Below are 6,048 nucleotides of genomic sequence, written 5' to 3' on the forward strand. Positions count from 1 at the left end.
GGTGCTGCGTCTGGTATCGGTCTCGAGATCGCAAAGCAGTTCTTGGCTGAAGGGGCGACCGTTATTGCAAGTGATCTAAATATTGATCGTCTTGAAACACTGGCGGCGGAATTGGGCGAAAAGTTCTTGCCGCGCCGCTGTGATGCTGGCTCGGTGGGGGAAATCGAGGCTCTATTCGTAGGTATCGATCAGCTTGATATTTTGGTTAATAATGCTGGAATTGGCATTATGGAAAACCCAGAAAACTTAAATGAAGCCGCTTTTGATAAACAATACGCGGTGTTAATAAAGGGCCCTATTTTCCATGTGAAATATGCTGCCCCTTTATTGAGAGCATCTGGAGGTTCGGTGGTAAATATATCCTCTGCATCGGCTTTGCTCTCACTGCCGGGGTATACGGCATACGGTTCGGCAAAGGAAGCCTTGGTTAAATTTACGCAAGACTCGGTGGTGACAGTGCCGGGTGTGCGTCACAACGTTATTTTACCGGGGCTTATTAATACGCCAATTCTTAACGATGCCTATGGTGAGAATGCGGCTGAAAAGCTTCAGCAAGTAGCGCAACTAACGCCGGTTCCACGTCTTGGTCAGCCTGAGGATATCGCAGCAGCGACCTTGTTCTTGGCTTCAGCTGAAGCCAGTTTCATTAATGGCAGCCAGCTAATTGTGGATGGTGGTTTGTCTCGCCTGCATGTGATGAGTATGCCTGCTTAAGGTTTGTTGTGTTTGAATTTGCTTTGGGGGCGTATGCCCCCTTTTTTATTCAGCAGTACTTGAACAAGCACTGATCCACACAGTTTATTTCATATACCAGTTTTTACCCTCTAGCATTGACTGCCACCATTGACCCATGTCGTTTTCAGACATGTCAGCCCAAAGCGGTGCCGATGTCACTAGCCCCTCACCGAGGGTTTTGGAGAGTGCGACCTGCTGTCTAAGTTTGGGTAATTCTTGCTGCTGCCAGTTTTTTAAGTCGTCTAAGATTGATGATGTGTTTTGCAATGCCTTCGCAAGGCTCAGGGCATTGTCGATGGCTTTTACCGCCCCTGAGGCGGCGTGTGGCCGAAGTACCGCCGCGGCGTCTCCTATAAGCGCAATGTTGCTAGTGACTAATTTCTCGGAATCGAGATCGACAATTGCTTGAACAAAAGGGGCCGAGGTTTGGCGAAACAAGTTTGCGCTCAAGGTGGGGATATTCTTATTCAGTAAGTTGCGCAGATGCTCCTTGGCAAAATCATTTAGTGAGTGTGCCGAGCTTGCTTCAGGGTTCTTTGCGTCGGGTAATAGTTTGCTAAGAAGATCGGTATCGACCTTGTCGTAGATTCCCCAGTTTAAGGTATGTTTTTGCGCTGCGGTCGAGTGTTCGCTTGCCGGAATGATATAACAGCCAGCCATCCCGCCGTTGTATGGGTGCCAGAGAACATCGTTTTGCGGTGCGGGCGTGGATGTTTGGTCTAGCAGCCCGCGCCACAGCACATACCCCGAATAGTTAATTGTTGTTGGGCCATTGACGAGATCGCGGGTGTGGGAATGGATGCCGTCTGCTGCGATCACAATGTCTGCGTGATAAATAGAACCGTTACTTAATGTGAGTGTTTGGCCATTCTCTTCATTCTGTTTTATGTCTAGAACGTCAATGCCGTTGACGTAATTTTGGTCAGACACTCGTTTTCTTAGTTGTGCAAAAAGGTGACCCCATCGCATTGCAACTGCGTCAAGGGGGCGGTGCCATATTGAACGGCCTTCATCATTACTTGTATCTTTTATTCTATAGCTCATACCACTTAGCGGGGTATGTGGGGTGTCTTTGTCTAACCACTGCTGTTCTTTGAGGGACTCGAACAACGGTGCTGGTATCACGATGCCAGCACCTCGATCCTGCAACTTTTTGGACGACCGCTCGAAAACTCGAACTTCGTGGCCATCTCGACCGAGGGCAATTGCTGCACTGCAACCGGCGATGGAGCCTCCTACAATTGCGATGCGATATTTTTTCTTTGTCATGGGGCTAGATTACTACCTAGGCGTATATAAGAAAACTTGGGAGCTAGAAATGCTATGGTAAGCGGATAAGATAATTTGGATTGACTAAATTGGCTGTAAAGTCTTTATCGTTGCGCTTAGAGCTGCAGAGTACAGATTAAATTCGTAAATAGCCGGCACCAGTTATGATGGTGTCCGCTATTTACATAACAAAGGTTTAGTAGCGATAGGATACCGTGGCAAAGAAGTAGCGTGGATTGTTGGTGCTGGCAACGTGTCCGCCGGAGGCCAGGAAGGCATCACCGCTCCACAATTTGATCAGCTCGTCGCTTAGGTTTTTGCCGTGAACTTCAACGCGCCATGTGTCTTGCTGACTTTTAATACCAACACGGGCGTTGTAAAGCCAATGGGCTTCCTGGCTGTCTAGCGGATCAAGGTCAGAGTCGAATAGCTCGTCGTCCTTAAAGGTTGCGTCAACACCGGCGAAGAAATCGACACCCCAGTTGAACGGTTCGAATACATAGTCGAGACGGATACTGCCATTCCATTTAGGGGCGCGATATAGATCCTGCCCGCTTAGATCGCATACCGCGTTGGTGTTTGTAGCGCTACGAATCAAGGCAACTGGATCCTGTAAAATCGGTACGGTTGGGCAGCCACCATTAGTGTGTTTTACGTATTTTGCGTCGTTGTAACCAATGTTGCCGTTCAGAATCAGGCCAGGTAAAAGCATGATGGTACCGTCGGCCTCGACGCCTCTAGACTCCACTTCCTCCGCATTAGAGGTGATGTAGCCTAAACCAATAAAGGTATTTATTTGGTAATCCTGGTAATTGGTTTGGAACAAGCCGACATTCAGTCTTGCGGCCCCACCTAGGAATTCGGTTTTGACACCAAGTTCGTAAGTATCAGAAGATTCTGCGTCGAATAACACTTTGTCTGGGTAGGTTGCGCTGCTGTTGAAGCTACCTGCCCGATAACCCTGCGCATAGGTAGCGTAAAAAGTCGCCTCTTCGAACGGTTCCCAGCTTAGTGAAACCTTGGGGGAGAAGTCAGTGTCTACGACCTTGGCTTTTACTTCAAAATCAACGCCAGTTAATAGTGGCCAGATTGGTAGGGGCCCCGTGGAATAGGCGCCGTAGAATCCGTCTTTTACATCACGGGAGTATCGACCACCGACTATAAGCGCTAGCTCGTCTAACATTTGCCATTTGGCTTGGCCAAATATCGCGGCAGACGTTGTATCGATATCATTAAGTTGAAGTAGTGCGTCGATTTGATCTCCAGAGCTTCCTGTAGGAACAAGTGGAGATATTAGTCCTAAAATATCACCGACAATGGGGAGGGAGTCGCCTAGTAGGTTATCCCCAAGGTATGTGAATACTGTGTTAGCACCCAAATAAATTGGCAAGGTAAGTTCTGTGTTTTGCTGAGCCTTGAAGTAATAAAGTCCCGCAACATACTCGAAGTCGCCGGGTGCTGAAGTGAAGCGCAGTTCCTGGCTGATTTGACGGTTTTTCATATGTATCGGAAGTGCCGTGATATCGACTGCGGTATAGTCGACGTCGCCACCCTGGTTGTCTTCCAGTTTCGCAATGGCAGTTATCGAAGTAAGGGTGTTGTCACCGATATCAACATTGATGGTCAGCGGGATCATATAGCCGTTGCCGTCATACTGATTGTCATTGGGTGCACTGGTTCGACGATCAAGATTTGTTTCTAGCTTGGGGTCAAGCGTACCTATCACGAGGCCGAAGCCAGAGGGATATTCGTGATACTCATTGCCAAGCCACGTCTCTATGCGGTAATCGAAAATCGTTGCGCCGAGGGTAATATCGAAGTTAGATTCTGGGTTGTAGCGCAGAATGAGTCGTGTTTGCTCAAGGTCGCGATCACCAAGTGTTTCATTGTCAGTAACGCTATAGGTACTGCCATCCTCAGTGCGACGTTTTGCTGCAAAGCGGAAAGAGAAATCATCCGAAATTGGACCGGAGAGCATTACCTCACCTTCTTGAATATTTCGCTCACCGCCTGTTGCGGTGATTGAGCCTATCCATTCGTCTTCTGAGGGCTGGCCGTTGGTAATGTTAATAACACCACCTGATGCGTTGCGACCGAAAAGTGTTCCCTGCGGACCTTTAAGTACTTCAATGCGCTCCAAGTCCATAAAGCCGGGCTTGAGGTAATCGCCACGTGGCAAATACACGCCGTCAAGAATAAATGCGATAGCTTGTTCGCCCACCGGGTTTGATTCCGGCGAGCCTATGCCTCGTACATAAAGAGAGCTAGAGCTGTCGTTTAAGGAAATATTTGGCATGAAGCGCGCCATATCGTTGAAGCTTTTAATGCCGGCGTCGCGCATGTCATCACCGCTCATTACCGCTAAGGATATTGGTACATCGCGGACATTTTCAGAGCGCTTTTGGGCGGTAACAAGCACCTCTTCGAGTCGCATTGACTGGGGTTTTTTCCCTTCATCAGTCTGCGCATAGCTTGCGTTAGATAGAATCATGCAACTTTGTGTTAGGGCGATAAATATTCCGATTTTTTGTTTATATCGTGTTCTATTTGGTGTGGTCATATCGATTCCAACGGTGTTGATATTGTTATTTTTAATAGCTAAGGAAGCTTACATGAACACCGCCCGTTTGCCAAGCAAAGCGTTCTGACAATTTGAATCGAATGCAGTCTTACATCCGGCCTGTTAGTGAGGTCTAAGCCTCTGGCCCCAATGATATTTGCCGACGGGGCCCTATCTGCACATCGAGATTTTCTCTCAAGAGCTTCCTCGGGTTTGACCCGCCGCGGTTCGATCGTATTGTCATTGCCTTTACCTGTGCAATCGTTGTGTGTTTTCCTCTTGTGGCTCCCTGATATTACTCTCTAGCCGTCAAGCGGCTCTTGCTTGATAATGCTCGTTTCTGCTCAACACCACCCAAGCAATTCTTGCCATTTTATTGGCCAGCGCCACCGCGACTTCGTTGGGGTGGCAGCGCAGCAACAATTGCTCCACCCAAGGGTTTCCTCCTGGTTGACCTAATGCCAAGCGTCGGCGGATATGCCGAATGACGGCTCTAGCACCATGGATCAGCAGCCCCCGAAGGTAACTATCACCACGTTTGCTGATGCCCAGTAAGCGAGGCCTTCCACCCGAAGAATGCTGCCGGGGCACCAACCCCAGATACGCAGCCAGTTGCCGCCCGTTGCGGAAATCTTTTCCATCACCTACCGTGGCAGCCAGGGCCGTAGCTGTTTGCAAACCCACACCGGGGATGCTCGCCAAACGTTGACTCTGCTCGTCCTGCTTATGCCACCCTTGCAACTGCGCGTCCAAGACTCCGATATGTTCTGCTAGTTGAGTATGGTGGGCCATGAGCGTCGCCAGTGTGTGGCGCATCAGCATCGGCAAGGTATTGTCACCGTCTTCCAGTAAACTCGGCAGCTGTTGCAGCAAGACCCGCTCGCCTTGGGGGAGGACGATGCCATACTCCGATAAAATACCTCGTAGGTGATTGCTCACAGCCACACGCTGTTTCACCAACAAGCGGCGCGAATGGTGCAAGTGCAGCACTGATTGCTGTTCTGGTGACTTTGCTGCAACAAAACGCATAGAGGGCCGTTGCACGGCTTCACAGATGGCTTCGGCATCATTGCGATCATTCTTGTTGGCCTTGAGATACGGCTTTACAAATGCCGGTGCCATCATCTTGACCTCATGCCCAAAGCGGCGAATCTCCCTCGACCAATAATGTGCGCCGCCGCAGGCCTCCATACCGACAAGGCAGGGTGGGCACTTGGCAAAAAACTGGAGCACTTGTGAACGTCGCAGGACCTTCCTGACAAGCACTTCGCCACATTCTGTTACACCGTGAATCTGGAATACATTCTTTGCCAAATCCAAGCCGATTACGCTAATCTCTTTCATCGCACCGCCCTCTCTTTGCTAGTTGTGTGTAGAAATTCAACTATGGCACTTAGATGCCGATTTAGGGAGGGCGGTGTCCATATCATCTGCACAACTTCCCGCATACATAAAATATGGCCAATTTCCCGCGCCATTTGCTC

Annotated in this window: 4 protein-coding genes; 1 reads left to right on the forward strand and 3 read right to left on the reverse strand. The window is 49.4% G+C overall.

What is annotated here, in order from left to right; all coding sequences use genetic code 11:
* A partial coding sequence (locus AAC007_RS17365) for an SDR family oxidoreductase (protein ID WP_339678514.1) occupies positions 1-714 on the forward strand: 714 nt, incomplete at its 5' end.
* 84 nt (positions 715-798) lie between these two features.
* Here AAC007_RS17365 and AAC007_RS17370 read toward each other — a convergent pair.
* From AAC007_RS17370 to AAC007_RS17380, 3 genes are all read right to left on the reverse strand, one after another.
* Entirely contained in the window at positions 799-2,004 is a 1,206-nt protein-coding gene (locus AAC007_RS17370; RefSeq protein WP_339678516.1) for an FAD-dependent monooxygenase, read from the reverse strand.
* A gap of 196 nt (positions 2,005-2,200) precedes the next feature.
* The gene (locus tag AAC007_RS17375) at positions 2,201-4,564 is read right to left on the reverse strand and encodes a TonB-dependent receptor (protein ID WP_339678518.1); all 2,364 of its coding nucleotides are present in this window, start codon (positions 4,562-4,564) and stop codon (positions 2,201-2,203) included.
* Between the two features lie 309 nt (positions 4,565-4,873).
* Positions 4,874-5,908 (reverse strand): IS110 family transposase, encoded by a 1,035-nt coding sequence (locus AAC007_RS17380; protein WP_339678520.1) that lies wholly within the window; start codon positions 5,906-5,908, stop codon positions 4,874-4,876.
* Positions 5,909-6,048: the final 140 nt, after the last annotated feature.

This window comes from uncultured Zhongshania sp. (assembly GCF_963975605.1).
Lineage (GTDB): Bacteria > Pseudomonadota > Gammaproteobacteria > Pseudomonadales > Spongiibacteraceae > Spongiibacter > Spongiibacter aquimaris.

Bases quoted from the DNA above. Each gene is read 5' to 3' on its own strand.
- AAC007_RS17370 (WP_339678516.1), bottom strand. From the start codon at position 2,004: ATGACAAAGAAAAAATATCGCATCGCAATTGTAGGAGGCTCCATCGCC.
- AAC007_RS17375 (WP_339678518.1), bottom strand. From the start codon at position 4,564: ATGACCACACCAAATAGAACACGATATAAACAAAAAATCGGAATATTT.
- AAC007_RS17380 (WP_339678520.1), bottom strand. From the start codon at position 5,908: ATGAAAGAGATTAGCGTAATCGGCTTGGATTTGGCAAAGAATGTATTC.